17 protein-coding genes and 1 tRNA gene are annotated in these 21,366 nt (G+C 46.6%); 13 read left to right on the plus strand and 5 right to left on the minus strand.

Features of this window, described 5'->3' with window-relative positions:
- Positions 1 to 97: 97 nt before the first annotated feature.
- Positions 98 to 274, plus strand: coding sequence for a hypothetical protein (locus tag Q0393_RS08425; protein WP_298979442.1), 177 nt, complete (start codon positions 98 to 100; stop codon positions 272 to 274).
- Positions 275 to 1,040: 766 nt separating this feature from the next.
- Here Q0393_RS08425 and nfo read toward each other — a convergent pair.
- Positions 1,041 to 1,895 carry a deoxyribonuclease IV gene (nfo, locus tag Q0393_RS08430; protein ID WP_298979445.1) on the minus strand — a complete coding sequence of 285 codons (855 nt, stop codon included), beginning with the start codon at positions 1,893 to 1,895 and terminating at the stop codon, positions 1,041 to 1,043.
- Positions 1,896 to 2,256: 361 nt separating this feature from the next.
- Positions 2,257 to 2,751 (minus strand): hypothetical protein, encoded by a 495-nt coding sequence (locus Q0393_RS08435; protein WP_298979448.1) that lies wholly within the window; start codon positions 2,749 to 2,751, stop codon positions 2,257 to 2,259.
- A gap of 77 nt (positions 2,752 to 2,828) precedes the next feature.
- On the opposite strand from Q0393_RS08435, the gene Q0393_RS08440 reads away from it, so the two are divergent.
- The 8 genes from Q0393_RS08440 to Q0393_RS08475 all read left to right on the plus strand — a co-directional run bounded on the left by Q0393_RS08440 (position 2,829) and on the right by Q0393_RS08475 (position 10,580).
- Positions 2,829 to 2,903 (plus strand) — tRNA-Glu (locus tag Q0393_RS08440).
- 261 nt (positions 2,904 to 3,164) lie between these two features.
- A complete protein-coding gene (locus Q0393_RS08445) occupies positions 3,165 to 3,902 on the plus strand; it encodes a spore coat protein (RefSeq protein ID WP_298979449.1) in 738 nt (245 codons plus the stop codon).
- Complete coding sequence (locus Q0393_RS08450; protein WP_298979450.1) at positions 3,886 to 5,085, plus strand: multidrug effflux MFS transporter; 1,200 nt, start codon at positions 3,886 to 3,888, stop codon at positions 5,083 to 5,085. The genes Q0393_RS08445 and Q0393_RS08450 overlap by 17 nt, the downstream gene beginning before the upstream one ends.
- A 102-nt stretch (positions 5,086 to 5,187) precedes the next feature.
- A complete protein-coding gene (gene thrS, locus Q0393_RS08455) occupies positions 5,188 to 7,011 on the plus strand; it encodes a threonine--tRNA ligase (protein ID WP_298979452.1) in 1,824 nt (607 codons plus the stop codon).
- On the plus strand, positions 7,008 to 7,529 hold the full coding sequence (infC, locus tag Q0393_RS08460; protein WP_005871062.1) for a translation initiation factor IF-3: 522 nt from the start codon (positions 7,008 to 7,010) through the stop codon (positions 7,527 to 7,529). Before thrS ends, infC begins: the two co-directional genes overlap by 4 nt.
- A 315-nt stretch (positions 7,530 to 7,844) precedes the next feature.
- Positions 7,845 to 8,036 carry a 50S ribosomal protein L35 gene (gene rpmI, locus Q0393_RS08465; protein WP_005871089.1) on the plus strand — a complete coding sequence of 64 codons (192 nt, stop codon included), beginning with the start codon at positions 7,845 to 7,847 and terminating at the stop codon, positions 8,034 to 8,036.
- A gap of 97 nt (positions 8,037 to 8,133) precedes the next feature.
- The gene (gene rplT, locus Q0393_RS08470) at positions 8,134 to 8,490 is read left to right on the plus strand and encodes a 50S ribosomal protein L20 (protein ID WP_295153159.1); all 357 of its coding nucleotides are present in this window, start codon (positions 8,134 to 8,136) and stop codon (positions 8,488 to 8,490) included.
- Positions 8,491 to 8,618: 128 nt separating this feature from the next.
- Positions 8,619 to 10,580 (plus strand): spherulation-specific family 4 protein, encoded by a 1,962-nt coding sequence (locus Q0393_RS08475; RefSeq protein ID WP_298979454.1) that lies wholly within the window; start codon positions 8,619 to 8,621, stop codon positions 10,578 to 10,580.
- 497 nt (positions 10,581 to 11,077) lie between these two features.
- Here the strand turns inward: Q0393_RS08475 and Q0393_RS08480 are convergent, their stop codons facing one another.
- From Q0393_RS08480 to selA, 3 genes are read right to left on the minus strand one after another with little or no spacing between them, the layout of a single operon-like run.
- Complete coding sequence (locus tag Q0393_RS08480) at positions 11,078 to 11,791, minus strand: histidine kinase (protein WP_298979456.1); 714 nt, start codon at positions 11,789 to 11,791, stop codon at positions 11,078 to 11,080.
- 51 nt (positions 11,792 to 11,842) lie between these two features.
- Positions 11,843 to 13,663, minus strand: coding sequence for a selenocysteine-specific translation elongation factor (gene selB / locus Q0393_RS08485; protein ID WP_298979459.1), 1,821 nt, complete (start codon positions 13,661 to 13,663; stop codon positions 11,843 to 11,845).
- A complete protein-coding gene (gene selA / locus Q0393_RS08490) occupies positions 13,656 to 15,266 on the minus strand; it encodes an L-seryl-tRNA(Sec) selenium transferase (protein ID WP_298979462.1) in 1,611 nt (536 codons plus the stop codon). The genes selB and selA overlap by 8 nt, the downstream gene beginning before the upstream one ends.
- Positions 15,267 to 15,432: 166 nt before the next feature.
- Here selA and Q0393_RS08495 point away from each other — a divergent pair, with 166 nt between their 5' ends.
- The 4 genes from Q0393_RS08495 to Q0393_RS08510 all read left to right on the plus strand — a co-directional run bounded on the left by Q0393_RS08495 (position 15,433) and on the right by Q0393_RS08510 (position 21,366).
- Entirely contained in the window at positions 15,433 to 17,115 is a 1,683-nt protein-coding gene (locus Q0393_RS08495; RefSeq protein WP_298979463.1) for a 4Fe-4S dicluster domain-containing protein, read from the plus strand.
- Positions 17,115 to 17,984 carry a molecular chaperone TorD family protein gene (locus tag Q0393_RS08500; protein WP_298979464.1) on the plus strand — a complete coding sequence of 290 codons (870 nt, stop codon included), beginning with the start codon at positions 17,115 to 17,117 and terminating at the stop codon, positions 17,982 to 17,984. Before Q0393_RS08495 ends, Q0393_RS08500 begins: the two co-directional genes overlap by 1 nt.
- Before the next feature lie 252 nt (positions 17,985 to 18,236).
- Positions 18,237 to 18,434 (plus strand): twin-arginine translocation signal domain-containing protein, encoded by a 198-nt coding sequence (locus Q0393_RS08505; protein WP_005871103.1) that lies wholly within the window; start codon positions 18,237 to 18,239, stop codon positions 18,432 to 18,434.
- Positions 18,435 to 18,444: 10 nt separating this feature from the next.
- A complete protein-coding gene (locus Q0393_RS08510; protein WP_298979465.1) occupies positions 18,445 to 21,366 on the plus strand; it encodes a formate dehydrogenase subunit alpha in 2,922 nt (973 codons plus the stop codon).

Genomic DNA, 21,366 nt, shown 5'->3' on the forward strand with positions numbered 1-21,366 from the left:
TTCTAAAGGATAAGCCGTCTTGGGATTTACAAATTAGAAATTTGTCCACTAAAAAGCGGCGATTTATTACAGAAAGGGTTGCGATTTAGGAAATGCCTTGGGTAGCTTTGACTCTTGCTATAAATTTGCCATTTATAACCAACACATTATGAACAATACAAAAAAAGCGGTGCAATACTACAAAAAAGCTTGCGATATGGGCAAAGATGATCCGATTGCCGAAATTACCGATATTTGGCAAAAATCCTGCGATATGTATGAGCTACTAAAATAGCTCGCCGAGCTGCGGCCGATACAATGCGCGTCGGCTGCGGCTTAAAATCCCGCGGCGTTTAAATTTAAATCGCAGCGGTAGGCTACTAAGCTCAACGATAAAATTTTAAATTGATCGGGCGATATGCGGCAGAATTTAACGTAAATTTACACGGATCCTGCATAGATTTTGACGCAAGCAAAGCGCTAAAATAAAGAGGCGGATTTGTCATAAGCAAATGCGTGCTAAAAGCATAGATTGGCACGCAGCAAAATTTTAAGTTAGAATTTATGAAATCTTATGCGCTTCGCCTCTGCACGGATCGGACGAAAGTAGAATTGCAAGATCGGAATTTACGCAGTCGCACGTATAAAGCTTCGCGCGAATTTTTTGATGTGGAATTTAAAATTTTAAAATTCCTAGAGCTTCGAATTTGGCGCCGAGCCTTGAAATATCGTAGCGATAGAATTTTAAAATTTACCGCCGCATCGCTTTAAAAATTTTGCTTGAAAATTTTAATTACGCAGCGTAAAATTTTTCATTTCTGCCGCGACGCTGCGTTTTTCTATAAAAATTTTGCTTTTTTGCTATGACGATGTATTTTTCGTCGTAAAATTTCGTGCCTTTTTTGACGCGGCATTCTTAATGCGCGATCCTCATTATTTTGCTTGTTAAAATTTAAGTGATAAATCCCACGATGTAAACGCAGGGCATAAAGGCTCTTATCTCTAGGCGCCACTTTGAAGCGAAATGAGATAAAATTCTACGTAGCGCAAAAGGCGTCCGATTAGGCCTTGGGGCGTCCTTGCATACTGCGCAAAAGTGCGATCTCCTCCACCCAGAGGCTATCGTCGATCGTTTCTAAAATCAGCGGGATCTCGTCGATGTTCGGGTCGTTCATGATGTTTTCAAACGCTGCGAGCCCCAAAAATCCGCGTCCGAGGCTCTCGTGCCGATCCTTACGCACGCCAAGCTCGTTTTTCGTGTCGTTTAGGTGCATGCCGCTTAAAAATTTATAGCCGATCGCGCGGTCAAACTCGCTCATCGTGCGCTCATAGGCCTGCGGGCTGCGCAGATCGTATCCTGCGGCGAACGCGTGACAGGTATCGATGCAGACGCCGATGCGATCTTTGTTTGAAATTTTATCGATCACGTAAGCAAGCTGAGCGAAATCATAGCCGAGATTGGAACCCTGGCCGGCGGTGTTTTCGAGCACGAGCTTGACGCCACTGGTGTTTGCGATGGCGAAATTTAGCGACTCTGCGATATTATCCAGGCACTGCTGAACTGAAATTTCATTTAGATGCGAGCCCGGATGAAAGTTCAAAAGCCTAAGTCCGAGCGCCTCGCAGCGGCGGATCTCGTCCACGAAGGCGTTTAGGGACTTCTCGCGCTCCGCCTCGCGCGGATGGCCCAAGTTTATGAGGTAGCTGTCGTGCACCAAGACATGCTCCGCGCGGATGCCGCTTTGCTTCAGCGCGTCCTTAAACGCGATGATCTCCTCCGCGCTAAGCGGCGGCGCGTCCCATCTGCGCTGATTTTTGACAAACATCGCAAACGCGTCCGCCCCGATCCTTGCGGCGTTTAACGGCGCGTTAAAAACCCCACCGCTAGCACTCACGTGCGCTCCGATTCGCTTCATTCTGCCTCCTAAATTTTTATTTTGTACCGCGTGCGGCAAATTTCATAAACCCGAGCCGCGCGCGGATTTTTAAATTTAAATGCGCGCTTTTCTTTCGCACATACGCGCTGCTTGGTTAAATTTCATCGCAAAGAGTAGGCGCAGAGCGTCAATAAAACCGCGTCGTTTGCGCAGCTTAGGCGGCTACCCGCCGAGTAATGGAATTTTGACCGCTCGCGCTGTGTTTTGAGGCGGCTACTGGGCACATTATTTCCGCGCACTTACAAACGCCCGCTGCGCGAAATTTTACTCGTTCGCGATTTGCTCGCGCCGCCCTGCGGAGTAGTATTTCACGTGCTACGAATACTCGTCGCGCGAAATTTTACTGCAGCTCGCGGATTTTGATCTTTACGCCGCGTTTTGCGTCAGCGAAGCTTATGGATCTTCCGCTGCCGTCCTTGTCGCGGCAAACCTTATAATCGATAGAGCCATCTTGCAGGCTTTGCGCTAGGCAACGGCGCTCGCCCGCGTCGCTGCCGCCGAAGATCGGCTTGCCGTCTAGGATTTCGCCCAGAAGTCCGCGGTAGTGCTCGGTGCCGAAGAATTTTTTATTGAAAACGAGCTCGTCGTCGCACGCGCCGTTCATGCAAATTTTATCGCCTTTTAATACCAGGCTTAGCACGCTGATACCGCTTGCGTAAATTTGAACCTCGGTTTGGTTTTTAAATTTGCGCATAAAGCCCGCGTCGCTGGTGCGGGTAAGCGGCGAAATGACGGTAAAATTTACAGCTTGCGTAGAAGCGGGCTTGAGCGCAGTGGTAGCGCAACCTGCGAGCAGAAGCGAAAGTGCAAGCGGCGCCAGAAAAGAGCATTTCATAAATAATCCTTAATTTAAGTTGGGTTTAAGTGCGTCTTGAGTAGAATACCGCCTTTAATCTTAATACCAGATTAAGTGGCCCCTTCGTCTAACGGTTAGGACATCGCCCTTTCACGGCGGTAAAACGAGTTCGAATCTCGTAGGGGTCGCCACTTCTAGTTTTAAAATTTTTTGACGCAAATCTTAGTTTTTGTAAAATTTTGAAATTTTATCTAACTACTAAATTCTAAAATTATGCGCTTTTGTTGCTTCCTGCGCTACAAAATTCCAAGACTGCAATAAATTCTACCTGATAGTTTTAAAATTTAGCCCTGCCGAATTTACGTAATAAATTTTATGCGGACATATGAAACTTAATAAAATAAAACTCGCGAATTTAGCTCTTTCTAAAAAAAATTCGCTAAATTTATTGAATGCAAAATTTTAAAGAATATGTAAATGAAATTCTAAAAAATCATCCTGGCGAGCGCGTCACGAGCTTTAGTTTCGAGGGCGAGAAATACTGGCTCAAGCAGCCGGAGCTGCGCATCCGCGGCGGATTGCTTACGAAAATATTCAAAGCAAATCCGAAAGTCGCTTTCGATTACGAAGCGCTAAAATGCGAGAGCCTGTACGCAGCCGGCGCGCCTGTGCCGCAGCTGGTGCTGCGAGACGAGAGCTTTTTCGTACTCAAAGACGGCGGCACGCCGGTGGACGAGGTGCTAAAAAGCTCGGATGAGGCGGCTTGCGTGGCGCTTATTGAGGGCTACGCTGCGGCGTTAGCACAGCTACATTCGCGCGGCTTCATACACGGCAGACCCGCACTGCGCGACGTTTTAGTAAAAAACGGCGAGATGAAATTTATAGATTTTGAAAATCGTGGCGAGCGCGGTGATCTGCAAAAAGCCAAAATGCGAGATTTTTTGCTGTTTGTCTATGATCTTTGTCGCGAAGGTCTGAGCGAAGGCTTAGTGCGCGCAAGCATCCACGCCTACGCCTCAAGCGGCGGGCAGGATGTAGTGCAAAGTGCGTGGGCTATGGTGCGTACGTTGCGTCCGATATATTTTATCGCTAGGCTTTTGCCGCAAAAATTTAAGGATCTAAACGCGCTCGTGCGCACGTTTGAGCTCTGCCTAAAAATAATTGAGGAAAACGATGATCAAACAAAGTAAATTTGCTAAATTTAAGCTGGTGATTATACTCGCCTATATGTCGGCTCTGGCGCCCTTGTCTACCGATATGTATCTGCCCGCACTAAAAAGAGTCAAGCAAAACTTCGCCACGAGCGAGTTTTACACTCAGCTATCGGTTGCGAGTTTTTTCATCGCTTTTGCACTAGGACAGCTCGTTTATGGGCCGCTAAGCGATAAATTTGGTCGTAAAAAGCCGTTATACGCGGGCATTTTGCTTTTTATATTTGCGTCGCTTGCTTGCGTGAGCTTTGATAGCGTTTACGCGTTTATATTTTTTAGATTTTTGCAAGCTTTAGGCGGGTGCGCGGGAGTGGTACTTGCGCGAGCCGTAATTAATGATAAATTCGAACTGCACGAGGCTGCGGCGATGTTTGCGCTGATGATGGTCGTAGGCTCGCTAGCGCCGATGCTAGCACCAACTCTAGGCGGATTTGTTCTAGATTTTTTCTCGTGGCAAGCGATTTTTGCGATTTTGTTCGCGCTTGGAATTTTGCTTTTTGCATTTATATTTTTCGGACTTGACGAGAGCGCGCAGATAGATGGGACTGCTATTCTTAGCGTAAAAGGCGTGCTTGGCGAATACGGCATAATCTTGCAAAATAAAGAATTTATGCGCTATACGCTAGGATTTGCGGTTGCGATGAGCGCGCTTTTTGCTTATATCACGGGCTCTAGCTTTATATTTTTGGGCTATTATGGGCTGGGTGAGCATGCCTTTGGCGTAATATTTGGCATCAACGCTCTTGGAATGACCCTTGTTTCGGCACTAAATGCCAAACTCGTGCAAAATCGCGAACCCACAGCTTTATTAAATTTCGGCCTAATAGCGATGCTTGTGACAAGCTTGATTTTGCTTGCATGCTCTATGCTTGACCTTCCTTTCATCTGCTTTGAGGCTTCGCTTTTTGTATTGCTCTCATCTCTTGGCTTTGTTGCGCCTAACGCCACAACGCTTGCGATGGCGCTGTATAAGGACGGCAACTCTGGCGCAGCTTCGGCGGTACTGGGGACTGCGCAGTTTGCTATTGCCGGGGCTATTTCGTTTGTCGTGGGTGCAGTGGGAGCGAATAAGCCGTTTTTGCTCGCAAGTGTGATGGCGATTTGTGCTCTTTGTGCGAACGCCGTGTATTTTTTATTGCGAGAAAAGAATCAAAAATTTTAATTTTAATATTTTTTAAATTTATCGTTAAGGATTGATTAGCTAAAATTAACTCTCGTTCTTTCGGTGTAAGAAAGACAATTCGGTAAAAAAGGAAACAAGCCAATGAGCGATATTATCGCATATAAACTTAACGGTGAAATTTACGATACTCAAAGTATCGGCGAGCACGCAAGCGAGGCGCAGCCGATATATTTTGATAACTCCGAGGACGCGCTAAAGGTGATCCGCCACTCCTGTGCGCACCTTTTGGCGCAGGCGGTGCGCGAGCTCTACCCAGGTGCAAAATTTTTCGTGGGACCCGCGATCGAGGATGGGTTTTACTACGACATCCGCGTCAGCAAAGATAACGGCGAGAAGCTCGGCGAAGAGGACTTAAAGACGATCGAAAAAAAGATGCGCGCGCTTGCCGAGGCAAATTCAGAGATTAAAAAGATAGTCTCCACAAAAGAGGCGGTCGCGAAAAAATATGCAAACGACGATCTTAAGCAGGAGGTTTTAAAGCGTATCCCCGAAGGCCCGGTTAGCTTATACGCGCAGGGCGAGTTTGAGGATATCTGCCGCGGTCCGCATGTGCAAAATACGAAATTTTTGAAAAATTTTGCTCTTACGCGCATCGCGGGAGCGTATCTCGGCGGCGACGAGAAGCGCGAGATGCTAACTCGCATCTACGGCGTCGTATTTGCCGATAAAGATAGCCTTAAAAAACATCTTACGATGCTTGAAGAAGCTAAGAAGCGCGATCACCGAAAGCTCGGAGCCGAGATGAAATTTTTTACCTTTGACGAGCAGATCGGCGCAGGACTTCCGATCTGGCTTCCTGCCGGCACGAGGATGCGTATAAAGCTCGAGGAGCGCCTTTATAGGCAGCTTCGCAAGCGCGGCTACGAGCCGGTGCGCGGCCCTGAAATTTTAAAATCCGACGCCTGGAAGATCAGCGGGCACTACAGCAACTACAAAGAAAATATGTATTTTACGACGATCGAGGAGCAAGAATACGGCATCAAGCCGATGAATTGCGTCGGTCACATCAAGGTTTATCAAAGCGAGATCCGCTCATATCGCGATCTGCCGCTTAAATTTTGCGAGTACGGCGTCGTGCACCGCCATGAAAAAAGCGGCGTATTGCACGGACTTTTCCGCGTGCGCGAGTTTACGCAGGACGACGCGCATCTGTTTGTGATGCCGAGTCAGATCAAAGAAAACGTCTATGAAATTTTAGATTTCGTTGAGCTTCTGATGAAGGCTTTCGGTTTTGAATACGAGCTTGAAATTTCGACCAAACCGCAAAAGGCGGTCGGCGACGACGAGGTTTGGGATATCGCGACGAAGGCCTTAAAAGACGCGCTTGATGAAAAGGGCTTAAAGTACGGCCTAGACGAGGGCGGCGGCGCTTTTTACGGACCTAAGATCGACATCAAAATCACCGACGCGCTCGGTCGAAAATGGCAGTGCGGCACGGTGCAGGTCGACTTTAACCTGCCTGAACGCTTTGAGCTTGGCTATATCGACGAAAATAATGAAAAAAAGCAGCCCGTGATGCTGCATCGCGCGATTTTGGGAAGCTTCGAGAGGTTTGTGGGGATTTTGCTCGAGCACACCGCGGGCGAACTTCCGTTTTGGATCTGTCCTACGCAGGTATCGATCGTGCCGATCGGCGAGGCGCACGTAAGCTATGCGAAAGAAATTTTAAATTTGCTGCGCGAAGCAGGCATTGACGGCGAAATTTTAGATAAAAACGAAACGCTAAATAAACGAATCAGAACGGCTGAGAAGCAGAAGGTGCCGCTCATCATCGTCCTAGGCGATAATGAAGTTTCGGCTCGCAGTGTAGCCTTGCGCGATCGCAGGGCGCGTGAACAGCGAAATTTAAGGCTGGATGAGTTTTTAAATTTCGTAAAAGCTAAATTAAACGAGGTGAATTTTTGAGCAGAGAGAAAGAGGTTTTTCTAAACGAGGACATTCCGGCTAGCGAAGTCAGGTGCATAGGCGACAACGGCGAGGTTTACGGCATAATTTCAAAGGCGCAGGCGCTGCAAATCGCCGAGCGGGAGGGCGTGGATCTGGTTTTGATAGCGCCCGATGCAAAGCCGCCCGTTTGCAAGGTCATGAACTACAGCAAATTTCGCTATCAGCAGGAAAAAAAGCTCAAAGAGGCGAAAAAAAAGCAAAAAATCATCGAGGTCAAAGAGATCAAGCTGTCCGCCAAAATCGCTCAAAACGACATTAATTACAAAGTAAAACACGCGAAAGAATTCCTTAGTAGCGGCAAGCACGTCAAGCTTCGCGTATTTTTAAAAGGGCGCGAGATGTCAAGCCCGGAAATCGGCGTAAATTTGCTCAATAAAATTTGGGACGAATTTTTCGCAGAAGTTGCCGATCGCGATAAGGCGCCAGCGCTAGAAGGACGCTACGTAAATATGCTGATCACGCCGAAAAAGGCGTAGCGTAAATTTAGCGGTATTTTGCGCCGAGTGCGGCAAAATTTTAAAATTTACGCGCTGTTTCTTCGCGGTACAGCGTGTAAATTTAAACTAAATAGCGAAATTTTAAAATTTAATGCGGGCTAGGTTTATCTCTAAATTTAACCCTTTAAATTTGTATAAAATTTTTCAAATTAAGCAAAATCGAGTCTTAATCGAGCGGTAAAATTTAACTTTAAATTTATCTTGCGTTCATTTAAGCTATAAAATTCCTTAAATTCAAATTTTTCAAAGAAACTTTATTATATACTTCCCATTCACTTTAAAAAAAGGACGACCATGCCAAAGATGAAAAGCGTGCGCGGTGCCGTCAAGCGTTTTAAAGCGGGCAAAAACAAGATCAAAAGAGGCTCGGCGTTTCGCAGCCACATTTTGACGAAGATGTCTCAAAAACGCAAGAGGAATTTGCGCGAGGCCCAATACGTCGATTCTACGAACGTATCTGCGGTTAAAAAAATGCTTTGCAAATAGTGCAAAGTTAGTTTTTGACGAAAGTCATTCAAACTCCCCTAAATTTATGGATTTTAGGGCAAGATCCCCAAGGGACGCCGATTAAGAAAGGATTAATATGGCAAGAGTAAAAACGGGCATCGTTAGACGCCGCCGTCACAACAAAGTGCTAAAGCTTGCGCGCGGATTTTATAGCGCAAGACGCAAACATTTCAGAAAGGCCAAAGAGCAGCTAGAGAGAAGCCTCGTTTACGCCTTCCGTGACAGACGCGCGAAAAAACGCGATTTCCGCAGACTTTGGATAGTGCGCATCAATGCAGCTTGCAGGCTAAACGACATCAGCTATTCTAAATTTATAAACGGACTTAGAAAAGCGGGCATCGAGCTTGATAGAAAAATTTTAGCAAATATGGCTATGAACGACCCCGAAGCTTTCGCAACCGTCGCAAAGAAGGCAAAAGCGGCATTAAAATAAGCTTTAAAATTTGGCCGTCTTAAGGCGGTCAAATTCTTAAATTTCGACAAAGCTTTTAATTTTAAAAGCGCGTCCGCAAATTTGTCGAAATTTAAGAATTTGGGTAATTTTATTTGAGGCGGTGCAGAATGCTAAAGTCTTTGAAAAAAATCGTATCTCTTGCGCTTGTCGGTGCAGCAGGGTTCGGCTATGCGAGCGAGCAGAATTCCTGGAGCTATGCAAACGCGCAAAAATCACCTTCCAACAACACTTCCCGTTCCGATGTAATGAGCGCTGCGGATAGCTTGGGCGCGAAATTAAGCAGGCGCGACGCAGCTAGCGATAGCTCCACGAGCGACGAGTATGAAAACTCATTTCGTATCAAGCTCGAGTATGCAAGGGGCTTTGCCAAAAAGGGCTCATATTCGGGCAGGCTTAATAATCAGCGCGTTATGATGCCTGCATTTCGCTGGACGGGCAATAGCGGCGTAAATGCCGAGTTTTGGAACGGCATTACCAATATAAGTGGCGCGCTGGTTCCTTATGTAGCTTTCGGCTCTTACGAGGCGGCGATACCGGGCGATCAAACTACACAATATCTGGTCAGAAGAGAAGAAGACGCAGTTCAGATGAAGCGAAATATCGCGGCGGGCATATCAAATTTAGGCTATACCTATACCAAAAATTCTACTAGAAATCTAAATTTAGTCTATGCCGATATCGATAATTTCGTAAATTTCTACGGCAGAGAAAATATCGCAGGATACTTTATCGACGAAGTTAATACCGAAAACAATCCCGCAACTATCGCCTATATGGCGAATATCTACAATTACATCAAGACTAAATACCCGGGAATGCTCGTTTTGGCAAATAACGGCTGGGGCGTGCGCGACGCCATAGCTCCCTATGCGGACGTTTGGATGCTGCAAGAGGTGAGCGCGGATGAGTATATAAACCACTACCGCCCTAGAACCTCGGAATTTGAAAAAGATCCCGCAAACTCTTCTAAAATTTTGCACGTGATATACAACGCAAGACCCGATCAGTACGACGAGATCATAAGATTATCTCGCGAGCGCAACGCAGCAAATCTATTTATAACCTCCGATACGAATGCCTATCCTAGCGGATACGACGATCTGCCTACCTATTTTGAAGCGCTGATGCTGGCGATCAATAACTTCACGCCTAAAAACGGCAGCCTGTTTTCGCAGGTCGCAAGAGGCGGCAACCGGGTAGGCATCGAGATGCCGCGCTCGAAAGTCGATCTGGATCTTACCAAGCTAGCAAGGAATTCCGCTTATAAAAATTTAACCGACACCGACGGGCAGGAGTTTAACGTAAACGTAAGCGCGATCGGAAACTACGGCAGAGATTACAGCGACCGCTCGGGCGGCGTCAAATACGATTACAAGAGCGACGGAATTCTGCTCGGGATTTCTAAGATGATGGACGATTTTACGCTGGGCGCGATCTTTGGGTATCAAAAATCGGACGCTTGGTATGAGGGTAAATTCGACGGCGTCAAAGAAAACATCAAATCCTACGAGTTTGGTTTGGCGGGCAGATACGATTTTAGCGAGAACGTGGATCTGGCGGTCAATTTAACATATTCGACAAACGATCATAAATTTGAAACCAACAACGGATTCGGCGCTATCCACGGCGCGAAATACAAGTCGCAAATTTGGGATCTTAGCACGAGAGCAGGATATAAATTCTTATTTGAAAACGGCTATATTAAACCGTATTTGGGGCTTGGAGCGATTAGGGTGAACGAAGATGCGATCTCTAGGCTTAAATTTAGCTCCGCTTCAAAAACCGCGCCAAACGGCACCGCGGGAATTTACGCGATCAAAGCTTTCGGTGATCTGCAGATATTTGCAAATGCTGAGTACGAGCATCGGTTTAGCGGCGATTCGTATCATGCAAGCAGAAAGTATTCGGATAGATACGACGTCGAGGGGCTTGATTATTCTAGCGGCGTATTTAACGGCGCAATCGGGCTGAAATATAAGATCCTTCAAAGCGTCGGACTCAGCGCATCGTACGAGCTAAGCGAGAGCAAAAATAGCCTCGCTAGAGCTGCTTTTGACGTGGAGTTTTGATTTTAATCGGACGTAGCCCAAGATAGGCAGCTTGAAGCACGATTGCAAATTCCCCTTTGCCGCGAAACAAAAATTTTATGAAATTTGCAGCTAAATTTTACCCGGACTTTGCCGCGAAATTTTAAAATTTTGACCGTGGATTTTGCTTGCATATTTTCTTGCTTTTAAATTTCATATACTATCGCTTTTATGTTACTTTCAATATAAAGAATAATGCCGAATTTTGCTGTATAATTTTGCACGTGTCTTTTAACGGTATGAAATTTTAAAATAGTGCTGCTTTAAATTCCGTGATTATTAAATTTTAAAATTCCATATGCAAAGAAATTTTAAAATTTTAAATCTGGTTCGATAAAGGGATTTTGCTAGGCGGCGGGATTATAAAAATTCTAAAGCAATTACTCGTAAAATTTTATAAAATCCGGATTAATTAAAATCGCTAAGCCTAAGACGATGGGGTAGAATTTTGCGGATCGCTCCGCAAAATTTAAAAGAGATTATTTTAGCTTGTCTAGTTCGATGATGTAAGGCACCGAGTTTACCCCCGCACCGAAGTATTTGGCAGCTAGGGCTTTTGCAGCGTTTAGTTCGGCGGCGCTTACGTCTTTGGTGCCTGCTTTGTTATCTTCAGCGTAATATTTTTTAAAAATCGCTATCTTTTGCTCGTCGGTTTTAGCATTTTTGATCTCTTTGTAGATGAGCGCGGATTTTGCGTGGCCGTCATCGCCGTGAACGGAGGTCATGACGATATCTACATTATTATTTTTTAGCGTATCTTCAATCCTTGCCATCTCTTTGCGGCAGAATGGGCACAAAGCGTCCGTCAGCATCAAAATCGTAGGCTTTTTAGGATCGTTTCCTAGCTTGATGATATTGTCTTTACTCTCTGCTTTGAAGACCTTACTTAGCTGTCCTGCGATGCGGTCTTGTTTGATCTGCTCCTTATAGACTACGCGTTTTTTAGGATCGATGATATCGGTAAAGATCAGATCGCCTTGGGTGAAGATGATCTCCTCTTGCGACATATTGCCTTGAGAAATCTTTAAAACGACCGCCTCGACGCCTTTTGGCTCGCTAAGTGGGATGCGCTCGGCGACCTTTATTTCGATGCCTTGAGGCGTGCCGCCGTAGATGGATAGAATTTCGCTGTCGCTTAAAGCCGCGTTTAGGCTCGCTGCGAGCGCAACTGAAGTTAAAATAGCTTTTTTCATTTTTTTCCTTTGCAAAAAATTCCGCGCATTGTAGTGCAAAATTTTAAATTTTTACTTTTTCAAATAGCGTTTATTGTCGATCGTCACGATATTTCCCATCTTATCGAGGTATTCGAGGTAGCAGATGACGAATTTCCTGCTAAGTCCCAGCTCCTCTTTGGCGTTCGTGACGTTTACGAAGCCCTCTTTTTCGATGATTGCGTAAAGGCGCTTGATCGCCAGGGCTAAATTTTCGGCCTCGACGAAGAGATTGTGCGCGAGACGGACGACCTTTTTGGCGTATGTTAGCTTCTTTAGCGCGTCATCGCCGCTTTCGCGGTCGATCTCTAGCTCGTCATAGACGTTATACGGCGCGAGAGGCGCGATGCCGCCCTTTTTGATGAGATCAAAAATTTTACTTTCCAGGCTCTGTTTGAGCGCGTCAAAATCTACCCCCGATTTTACGTAAACTCCGCCCTTTTTGGAGACGATACCGCTCCGCTCAAGCTCGCTAAGCGCGCGCGCAGCAAGATCTTCGCTGACCCACGAGAGCTTTAGGGCGATCGAGGCGGGCGAAAAGATCGCGTAGTCGTTTTTTGAGACAATAAATTTTATGAGGCTTTTTACGTCCTCGATCGCGCTTAGATCGTAAACGCATAAATTTGCTTCGTCAAAATACGTCCCTTCTAGACCGCGCGCGATCTTTACCGCTTCGTCGTATTCCATCCCGAAGCGCTGATACGCCGAAAATAGCCCGAATCCATGCTTGTGAAAGCCGCTTAGAATTTTAAAAGCTTCGGTGAAATTTCGCTTCAAAAGCGCGGTTAGAAGCACGGCTTTGCTCTGCTTTTTTAGTGGCTCGATCACGGCGTTTAACACGCGCCCGCCGCCGATTACGCGCGAGTTTGCCAGGCAGACGAAGGGCTCGCCGAATTTTAAAAACATCGTTTTGTCAAATTTAAAGCTTACGAGCTTCTCGCCGCTAGGAAGTTCTTTTAAAATGAGCGCTTTTGCCGCGCTTTGCTTGCTTCCGACGCAAAACAGCACGTCTTGATTATGCAAAATTTCGCCGCTAAAGGTGCAGTCCGCTTCATTAAAGCCGCGGAAAAAGCCTTTTTTGCTTAGGATTTGCCCCTTTTGCAGCTCGCTCGTTTTGGCGTCCAAGCTCAGCGCGACGCGGTTTGGAGCCTGCGCTAGCGGCGTGTCCTCGTCGTGGATCTGCACGCTTTTGACGTTAAAAATTTTACCCAGATCGCAATTATAAAGCTTCTCGCCCTTTGAAATCGCGCCGTTAATGAGGCTGCCCGTTACGATGGTACCGAGTCCTTTTAGCGAAAAGACGCGGTCGATGTAGTAGTGCACCACGCCGCCTCCTTGGCGCTGCGCGGGCTTGATATTAAAGAGATAATTTTTCAGCTCGGCGATGCTTGCGGGATCTTTTATGCTGATAAAAAAGGTGTTTAAAATTTGCAAATCTTTAAATTTGCAGATATATTCCTTGCACTGCGCCGCGACCTCGGATCTGCGCGCGTCGTCAGCAAGATCGCACTTGCTGATACATAAGATCACGCTTTTTACCCCGAGCAGGGATAAAATTTGAATATGCTCTTTACTTTGCGGCATCAGCCCGTCGTCCGCAGCAACTACTAGCATCGCAGCGTCGAAGGCATACGCGCCGCTAATCATCGTCTTTACTAGATTTTCATGCCCCGGAACGTCGATGAATGCGACGTTGGTGTCTCCCGAGCGCAGATGTGAAAAGCTAAGATCGATCGTGATGCCACGCTGCTTTTCGCTCGGCATTCGGTCCCCTTCAAAGCCGTTTAGCGCCTTGATTAATGCGGTCTTTCCGTGATCGATATGGCCTGCGGTGCCGATGATTACGCTATTCATAAATTTCTCCGATCTTTTTTATTAAATCTTGCAAGTCGCTTTTTAAAATCGATCTGAAATCGAGCAAAAATTTATCATCCTCGATCCGCCCGATTATACCCGCAGCGCGAAATTTTGCCTGCGTGCTCTGCGGTTCTGCCCCGTCAAGTATCGCAAGCGCGACGCTAGGGTAGGAGGCGCCGGGCATCGTACCGCCGCCTACAAAGGTGGTAGTAGGCACGATCTGCGATTTTACGCCGATACGCGATCGCACTAGCTCCGCTCGCTCACGCAGCTCGTCCAGGCTCAGATGGATCTGATCTATCGTCGTGATGAGGTGAAATTCTTTATTTATATACGCCTTGATCGTCTCGGCAAGCAGGCTTAGCGTGATCTTGTCCACGCGCAGCATTCGCAGTAGCTGGTTTTTGCGCAGGCGCGCGATGAGCTCGCGATCTCCTAGGATGATGCCGCACTGCACGGAGCCGAAAAGCTTGTCGCCGCTAAAGCTAAGCAGCCGCACACCGCTTTTTAAAAGCTCAAAGATTGAGGGCTCGCTTTTGCCGAGCCCAAACCCTAGCTCGCTTGCATAGCCGCTTCCAAGATCGTAATAATCGATGATCTCGTTAAAGTTTTCCTCTTTTTTCATGCTAAATTTTGCGGGGTAAATTTTAGAAGCTTGAGCGGAAATTTCGCTCTTGCCGCCTTCATAAAAACGCTCGCTCTTTGTGGACGGCTCGTCGCTTTTTAAATTTAAAGAATTTGCAGAAGCTGCCGCTAAGCTTAAACCGTTCGGCGCGGAATTCAGAATTTTGCCGTCTGCGTCCGAAGAGCCGCCGCAAAGATCTACTAAATTTTTAAAGCTTGCCGCTCTAAGCGCTAAAAATTCTCTCTTTGCCTGTGAGGCGCGACGTGCGAGAGCTGCCGTCTCCGCAGCGCTTACGCTAGAGCTGAAGCCTGAAATTTTAAAATTTGAGCGGTGCACCTTCATCAAGATCGCCGTGTTTTCATTGATCGCTTCTTCGTAATCGTCCAGCTTGGTTTTGTTCGTGGTGCCGATCTCTGTGAGCTTTGCGCCCGAGTTTGCCATCACTTCGCTTACCCGAAAGCTCCCTCCGATCTCGACTAGCTCGCCGCGGCTTACCACGACTTCGCGTCCGCGCGCGAAGGTATTTAGCACCAAAAATACCGCTGAGGCGTTGTTATTGACCACGAGTGCGTCCTGCGCGCCGAAGAGCTCGCTGCACAAAAGCGCTATGTAGTCGTATCTGTTGCCGCGCGCACCTTCTGATAGGTCGTATTCTAAATTTGAATATGAGGTGATGATCTTTTGCGCGCGGGCTAAAATTTCGGCGCCAATGACGCTACGGCCGAGGTTTGTGTGCAGCACGACGCCGGTTGCGTTGATAAGCGGCTTAAGGCTTAGATTTTGAAATTTTTCATAGCGCGATTTGATGCGCGCGATGATCTCGCTTTCGCTTGAGAGCTCGCCTCCTTGCAGCGCCTCCCTGCGTGCCTCTTCAATGAGCTCTTGCGCGATTTTGATGATTTGCGGGCGGAGGCAGTTTTGAAACTCCTGCGCGTTTGCGATTTTGTCGATTTTTGGTAGTTTGATTCGTTGCATTGCGACCCCGATGCCTTAAAATTTAGACGATTTTATCATTTAAAGCTTTGATTTTGCTTTATCTATAGAATTATTAATTTAAATTCGATTTACTTTAAGTGCAGAATTTAAAAGCTGTTTAGAAAATAAGAGTAAAACCCGCCTAATTATCAATTTAGGATAGATTATGAAAGAACATGGATTTTACGCCGCGGGGCTAAAGGATGTAGTCTTAAGCGACGATATCGAAATTTGCGGCGATGAAGAGGGGGCAAAAAATGAGGAATTTATCGTCGCCAATTCACCGAAATTAAAGGCGCAAATTTATGCGCCCGAGATAAATTTTTATATAGAAAATTCCGTGGATGAGCCGCTGCAAATTGCTAAAAACGTAGATATTTTGTATCGCGCCAAGGATATTGCCTTCGACGGCGCGCTAGATAGCGACTATCAAAAGCCCGTCGGCAAAAACGTAATTCTTGCCTGTGATGAGCCGCGAGAGGAGCTTGTGGGGCTACTTAGGCAGCACGGATTTAAGGTGATCGTGTTAAGCAGGGTCGAGATTAAGTTCGTCTACGGCGAGATTGGCGATCTTGCGGTTACGATTTTAAGCGAGCGGGATGAGGTTGAGACTGAGGCAGATTTTTTCTTGATTAGCGGCGCAGCGCCCTATCAGCTACGACAAAGCGGCTGCTACGAGATCTCGGGGCTAAAAGATGATGAAATTTTAGAAATTTTAAATTCCAAAAGCCCGGTTTATCATTATAAGAATTCCACGATCTTCGATCCCGCGATCTGCCAGTATCAGGGCAGGCGAAATGAGCTGCGAGCGCCATGCGCGGAGATTTGTCCCACAGTGGCGATTTTGAAAAACGACGAAAAGCGCGAGCTAGTGTTTTCGCATATCGACTGTATCGGTTGCGGCGCGTGCGTGAGCGTCTGCCCTAGCGGCGCGCTGAAATTTGCCAAGCTGCCCCAAAGAGTATTTGGCGAGATCGCAAAGCTCTATGCAGGCAAAATTCCGCTTCTCATCGCAGAGAGCGAAATCGAGTCCGCACCTGCAGTGCAGCTTCCGTGCGGCATGCTGCCGTTTGGAATTTTTGGAAGCAAGCAAATAGATGAGGTAAATTTGCTAAGCGCGATGCAGGAAAGCGGCTCGAGTGTGATCGTTTACGGCGCAGACGTGGGCGAGGGCACGCGCGAAGCGGTGGAGCTTACCAATGGAATTTCGCGCGCGATCTATGGCAAGGACGCGGTATTTTTAGCGCGAAATTTAACCGAGCTGCAAGAGGCGCTAAAGCAGGCGCAAAGCTCTCAGCCCTGGGCTTTTAGCCTAAACGAACAGGGCCTTAGCAAGAAAGAAATTTTCTCAAAACGCGTAAGCGCAATGGTTGGCGAGGGCAGCTTCGGCGCCGTAAAAAGCGGAGAATTGCTAAAATTTGGCAAAGTAAACATAAACGAAGCAAGCTGCACGCTATGCCTTAGCTGTGTGGGTGCCTGTAATACCGGCGCGCTGTATGCCGATAACAGCGACAATTCAATTAAGCTCAATGCCTCGCTTTGCACGACGTGCAACTACTGCGTGCTAAGCTGCGCCGAAAAGGATACGATCGAGCTTGAGCCTTGCGGCGTGGAGCTTGAGCCGGGATTTTTTAATTACAAAATGCTAGCTAAAGATGAGCTTTTTAAGTGCATTGAATGCGGTAAGGAATTTGCGACGAGCAAAGCCGTGATGAAGATCGCGGATATGATGGGTGCGCATTTTGCAAACGAGCCTGAAAAGATGAAGACTCTTTTTTGCTGCGGCGATTGCAAGGCGAAAATAATGATAAAAAAGCAGATAGAAGATGCTAGAAAAGGGGCAATGTAATGGATGCGAATCTACTTCAAGCAAGAAGCTACTACTACGAATTTTTTGCAATTCCGTTTTTTTTCTATGAAACGGATGCGAAATTTAAGCGCTGGAAGGAGCAGCTGGAGTTTTTACGCAGCTCGCCCATTGTGCCTAGCGATGAGGCGGAATTTCAAAATTTGGCGAAATTCGATTTTGCAGCGTTTAAAAGCGAGCAAAATTCCGTGCTTTTTGATTTTTCATACGCCAACGTGCCGATGAGTGCGAGCTTCTACGACGAGGGACGCGACGATGGACGTATGCGTGTCGCGGTAATCGACGTGCTAAAAAAGAGTAAATTTCGCCGCAATATGGAGCTTTGCAAAGAGTGCGAGGACTATGTGGGATTTATTTTTTACCTGCATTCAACCCTACTTCGCGACGCGGCTGCAAAACACAGCGCAGTTTTAAACGGACAAAATTCCGTGACAAACGAGCAAAATTTTACGAATAGCGCGAGCTTGACGGTGCAAGACGGAAAAAATTCTGTAGATTTGCGGGACAGTAAAAATTTTACAGGCCCGCAGAATGGTAAAAATGCTGCGAACTCGCAATACGCTAAAAATTTCATCGGCGCGCAAGACGGCGAAGCGCTGGCGTTAGAGCTTTTTACGAATGTCACCAACAGCTTTGTGGATGAGTTTAGCGAGCTTTTGTGCGGGCATGTGCGGGCGGATTTTTTCAAATCATTAGGCGCACTAATGAGAAGCTTTTTTGCGCTTGAGCGCTCGCTTTTAGCGCTTGCCGCTCCGCAAAAGAAAGATCGCAGCGTCGTTAAAGAAGCGATCAAAAAAGGTGGCTATCAAAATAAATTTACCAATCCGGAAGATATTTTTGATCTGGATTGATAAATAAAATTTTTAACGGAAATCTTAACGCGAAAGCAGAATTTCAGTTAAATTTTAAACTCGCAAGCTCGAGTTTTGCGAGTAGTTTTTTAGTTAGAACTTTATATTTTGAATTTTAAATAAAATTTAAAAAGTAACTTAAAATTTAATTTCCATCTCACTGCCTTTTCGTTATAATTCATTAGACTTAAATCCTGTAACAGGCGTTACTACAATAAAAGATTTAAAGCGATTTCTTCACAAAGGAAAACCATGGAGAACAAACGCAGAGATTTTCTTAAAAAATCTCTAAAAATCGGCGCAGTAGGTGCCGTGGGCGTTGCCGCGTCTCAGGCTCTAGCAAAAAGCGAGCAGGATTACGGCGATACCGTTCGTGGCAAATCACCGAAAAAAGAGGTGCTTTACTGGGAGAGTGAAGCGTGGAAAAAATACTATAAAGTAGCTTACTAGGAGAATTTTCATGAGTGAGAATGCGATCGGAAGGAGATCGTTTTTGAAACTCGCCGCTTTAGGAGCGAGCAGCGTAGCTGCGTTTGGCGAAAATAATACGCTAAGAGCCGCTACTGAGCAAGAGATCAAAAACCCATTTCCAGGTTCCGTTATGAAGCGAACGATATGTTCGATCTGTTCCGTAGGCTGCGGTATCGAGGCTCAAGTGGATGAGAGCACCAATACCTGGATTCGCCAAGATATGGCAGTAGATCACCCGATCTCGCAGGGCAGTCACTGCTGTAAGGGAATCGATCAAATCGATCTAACCAAATCTAAAATGCGTCTTAAATATCCACTCAAAAAGGTAGGCGGTAAATGGGAGCGTATAAGTTGGGAGCAAGCCGTTAACGAAATCGGCGATAAAATGCTTCAAGTCCGCAAAGAGGACGGTCCAGATAGTGTGGTATTTCTGGGTTCGGCTAAATTTTGCAACGAGCAGGCATATTATTTTAGAAAATTTGCAGCCTTTTGGGGTACGAACAGCAACGACCACGTAGCCAGAATTTGACATAGCGCAACAGTCGCCGGTGTGGCGAATACTTGGGGTTATGGAGCTATGACAAATCACGTAGGTGATATGGCGAAAAATTCTAAAATGATCCTTTTCATAGGTGCGAATTCCGCGGTTGCAAATCCAGTGGGAGCTATGAAGCATGCTCTTCAAGCTCGCGATAGAAACGGCGCAAAAATCGTTGTAGTTGATCCAAATTTTACTAGAACTGCGGCTAAGGCCGATATGTATATTAGAATTCGTCCGGGAACCGATATAGCGTTTGTGTACGGAATGCTGCATCTAATCTTTAAAAACGGCTGGGAAGATAAGGAGCTAATAAAAACCAGAACCTACGCTGTAGAGGAGATTAGAGCCGAAGCTGAGAAGTGGGATCCTAAAGAGGTAGCCAATGTCACCGGCTGCAAAGAAGAGGAGCTCATAGAATTTACGAGGATGTTCGCTACCACAAAGCCCGCTACTTTATGCTGGGCTCTAGGCATTACACAGCACTCGATCGGAAGTTCTAATACTAGAATTTTGGCTCTTTTGCAGCTCATACTAGGCAATATGGGCAAGCCAGGCGGCGGCTGCAACATCCTTAGAGGTCACGATAATGTTCAAGGCGCTACCGATATGTGCAATCTCTCCGATAGCTTGCCTGCGTATTACGGGCTAGCCGATAACTCCTGGAAGCACTTCTGCAAGGGCTGGGGCGTAGATTACGAGCAGTTTATTAAAAGATTTGCCGTATCTACTAAGCAGCCACACGAAAAGCAGGGTGAAAAAGTGCCTGGTACGAATTTTACCGAGTATTTTCACTACGATCCGAGCATCGAGCAAGATGTGATAAACTGGCGCAACGAAAAGGGCTTTTCGCTATCTAAATGGTGGCAGGGCGTTTTGAAAAACGAGCCCGTTTTAAGTAGTGGTAACGTCCGCGTTCTTTGGGTGCAAGGCACAGGAATTACTTCTATGGCGCACGTTCGAGAGACTCAAGAAGCATTAGGTAAGATCGATATGCTGGTAGTCGCCGAGCCATTTTTAAACGAGGTGGCGATTCTAAACGACAGACCGGATGGAATTTATGTTTTGCCGGTAGCTACGCAGTTTGAGAGCGAAGGCCATCTAAGCGCTACAAACCGCAGTGGTCAGTGGCGAACTCAGATCGTTAAGCCTCTATTTGAGAGCAAAGAGGATCAAGAGGTAATGTTTTTATTCGCGAAAAAATTCGGCTTTTACGACGAATATGTTCGCGGCATGAAGATGGGCATCGTTGATGGCGAGCTTAAGCAGGTTAAAGACGATTTTGTTTGGCCTGACGACGCTACCGATGAGATTGCACGCAATACTCAAAGTATTGGAAATAACGGACGCACCGCAGCTAGATTTCGCAGACAGCAGAAAAACTGGCATCTATTTGATCCCGATACCCTGCGCGGCATAGGTGGCGAGGTCGAGGGCGAATACTACGGCCTTCCATGGCCTTGCTGGGATACGCAACACCCGGGCACGCCGATTCTTTACGACGTAACTAAGCCTTATGCCGACGGCGGTATGGGATTTAGAAACCGCTTTGGCTTAGAGCACGACGGCGTTTCGCAGCTAGCCGACGAGAGTATTACACTTCCGGGATCAAAAATTCAAGGCGGTCATGCAGAGATTACTAAGGCAAATATCGAGCAGGTTTTAGGCATCACGCTAAGCGAGGATGAAAAAGCCAAGATGGGGCCTACGTGGAGCACAGATTATAGCGGCATTATCGCTAAAAAATGCCGCGAGTTTGGAATTTGCCCTTGCGGAAACGCAAGAGCAAGAGCTAAGGTTTGGCAGTTTGCGGATCAAATTCCAAAGCATCGCGAACCGATCCACTCGCCTAGATGGGATTTAGTGGAGAAATATCCGACCTTTGCGGATCAAAAACGAAATTTCCGCGTCTTTACGAGATTTATCTCCGAGCAGAAAAAGCAGGATTGGAGCAAGGACTTCCCTACGATCGTAAGCTCGCTAAGGCTAGTAAATTTAAGCGGTGCGGGTATGATCGAGCGCACAAGCAAGTATCTTTCGGCGATTACTCCGGAGATGTTTGCGCACGTAAATCCTAAGCTTGCCGCCGATAAAGGTATCAAAGATGGCGAGATGATGTGGATTCATTCGCCGCAAGGCACGAAGATCAAAGTCAAGTGTATCTATTCGTACGCCGTTACGCCCGATCGTATTGTTATGCCGTATAACTTCGCGGGAATTTTTCAGGGCGAGGATCTAAGCGAGCGCTATCCTGAGGGTACTAAGCCATATATCAGAGGCGAGAGCTCAAATACGATTACCAACTACGGCTTTGACATAAATACGCAAATTTCGGAATTTAACGCCGGTCTTTGCAGACTAGAAAGAGCATAA

Origin of the sequence: uncultured Campylobacter sp. (assembly GCF_938015785.1) — a bacterium.
Classification (GTDB): Bacteria; Campylobacterota; Campylobacteria; order Campylobacterales; family Campylobacteraceae; genus Campylobacter_B.

Coding starts and splice junctions, on each gene's coding strand:
- nfo (WP_298979445.1), bottom strand. CDS start 1,895: ATGAAGCGAATCGGAGCGCACGTGAGTGCTAGCGGTGGGGTTTTTAAC.
- Q0393_RS08435 (WP_298979448.1), bottom strand. CDS start 2,751: ATGAAATGCTCTTTTCTGGCGCCGCTTGCACTTTCGCTTCTGCTCGCA.
- Q0393_RS08445 (WP_298979449.1), top strand. CDS start 3,165: ATGCAAAATTTTAAAGAATATGTAAATGAAATTCTAAAAAATCATCCT.
- Q0393_RS08450 (WP_298979450.1), top strand. CDS start 3,886: ATGATCAAACAAAGTAAATTTGCTAAATTTAAGCTGGTGATTATACTC.
- thrS (WP_298979452.1), top strand. CDS start 5,188: ATGAGCGATATTATCGCATATAAACTTAACGGTGAAATTTACGATACT.
- rpmI (WP_005871089.1), top strand. CDS start 7,845: ATGCCAAAGATGAAAAGCGTGCGCGGTGCCGTCAAGCGTTTTAAAGCG.
- rplT (WP_295153159.1), top strand. CDS start 8,134: ATGGCAAGAGTAAAAACGGGCATCGTTAGACGCCGCCGTCACAACAAA.
- Q0393_RS08475 (WP_298979454.1), top strand. CDS start 8,619: ATGCTAAAGTCTTTGAAAAAAATCGTATCTCTTGCGCTTGTCGGTGCA.
- Q0393_RS08480 (WP_298979456.1), bottom strand. CDS start 11,791: ATGAAAAAAGCTATTTTAACTTCAGTTGCGCTCGCAGCGAGCCTAAAC.
- selB (WP_298979459.1), bottom strand. CDS start 13,663: ATGAATAGCGTAATCATCGGCACCGCAGGCCATATCGATCACGGAAAG.
- selA (WP_298979462.1), bottom strand. CDS start 15,266: ATGCAACGAATCAAACTACCAAAAATCGACAAAATCGCAAACGCGCAG.
- Q0393_RS08495 (WP_298979463.1), top strand. CDS start 15,433: ATGAAAGAACATGGATTTTACGCCGCGGGGCTAAAGGATGTAGTCTTA.
- Q0393_RS08500 (WP_298979464.1), top strand. CDS start 17,115: ATGGATGCGAATCTACTTCAAGCAAGAAGCTACTACTACGAATTTTTT.
- Q0393_RS08505 (WP_005871103.1), top strand. CDS start 18,237: ATGGAGAACAAACGCAGAGATTTTCTTAAAAAATCTCTAAAAATCGGC.